Source organism: Paenibacillus ehimensis NBRC 15659 (assembly GCF_004000785.1).
GTDB classification, from domain to species: Bacteria; Bacillota; Bacilli; order Paenibacillales; family NBRC-103111; genus Paenibacillus_G; species Paenibacillus_G ehimensis.
In genome coordinates this window covers 1-1,550 of sequence record NZ_BILX01000183.1, presented here as the reverse complement: position 1 = coordinate 1,550, position 1,550 = coordinate 1, and the positions used below count along the sequence as shown (strand labels likewise).

General features: G+C 57.7%; 1 protein-coding gene. It reads left to right on the top strand.

The window, feature by feature from the left end; genetic code table 11:
* A partial coding sequence (locus PEH01S_RS34225; RefSeq protein ID WP_246063157.1) for a condensation domain-containing protein occupies nt 1-1,550 on the top strand: 1,550 nt, incomplete at both ends.

Sequence of the window (1,550 nt, the reverse complement as noted above, 5' to 3'; positions counted from 1 at the left end):
GGCTCCGCGGACGATGCTGGAAGCGCAATTGGCACACATTTGGAAAGACGTGCTGGAGCTTTCGGTTGTAGGGGTCAAAGATAATTTCTTCGACCTTGGAGGGCATTCATTACGGGCGACCAATTTGGTGGCCATCATCCAAAAAGAATTGCAGAAGAACGTGCAGCTTCGGGATGTGTTCCAGCACCCGACCATCGAACAGCTTGCCCAAGTGATCGAAGCGATGGAACAAACCGCGTACGCTTCGATATCGGTTGCCGCCGAGAGCGACTATTATCCGGTATCCTCGGCTCAAAAACGGATGTACCTGCTGCAGCAGTTCTCCGGCGCCGGCCTAAGCTACAATATGCCGGGCGTGATGAAGCTGGAAGGGCCGCTCGACCGGGCCCGGATGGAGGAAGCGTTCCGCCGTCTGATTGCGCGTCATGAAACCCTTCGCACCAGCTTTGACACGGTAAACGGAGAGCCGGCTCAGCGGGTGCATCCGGACGTCCGTTTTTCCATGGAGTTCATGCAGGCCGGAGAAGAGGAAGCAGCCGGGCTCGTGCAACGGTTCGTGCGCCCGTTCGATCTGGCGCAAGCTCCCTTGTTCCGGGCCGGGCTGATCGAAACCGGGCAGGATCGGCATATTTTGATGTTCGACATGCATCATATTATTTCCGACGGAACGTCCATGGGCGTTCTCGTGCAAGAGTTTGTCCGGCTGTACGGCCGGGAGGAATTGCCGCCGCTCCCGATTCAATATAAGGATTATGCCGTTTGGCAGCAGGGGCAAAAACAAAGCGAACGGCATCGCCGGCAGGAGAACTACTGGCTGGACGTATTCTCCGGGGACCTGCCCGTGCCAGACCTGCCGACCGATTACGCGCGTCCTGCAGTACGAAGCTTTAGCGGCAGCGTATATGAGTTTGTCCTGGACCGCGGACGAAGCGAGGGACTCCGGAGACTCGCGGCGCAAAGCGGAACGACGCTGTACATGGTGCTGCTTGCGGCGTATACCGCATTGCTCGGCAAATACAGCGGCCAGGAGGACATCGTCGTCGGCACACCGATTGCGGGGCGTCCGCACGCGGACTTGGGCGGCTTGATCGGCATGTTCGTCAACACTTTGGCGATCCGCAATTACCCGGCAGGGGACAAGACGTTTCTCGATTATTTGCAGGACGTGAGAGAAAAGGCGCTGCAGGCTTACGAAAACCAGGACTACGCGTTTGAAGAACTCGTAGAAAAGCTCGACGTCCCGAGAGATATGAGCCGCAATCCGCTGTTCGACACGTTGTTCGTGCTTCAAAATACGGAGCAAAAGGAGCAGCGGATCGACGGGCTGCACTTGGCTCCTTATCCGCAGGAGCATACGGTGTCGAAGTTCGACCTGACTCTTCACGCATCCGAGGAAGGGGAGACGATCGGCTGCGGCTTCGAATACGCCACTGCGCTTTTTAAGCGCGAGACCGTAGAACGGATGGCCGAGCATCTGATCCGGCTCATCGATGCGATTGTCGCCGATCCGCAAACCACCCTATCGGCGATCCGAATTGCGACGCCTCAGG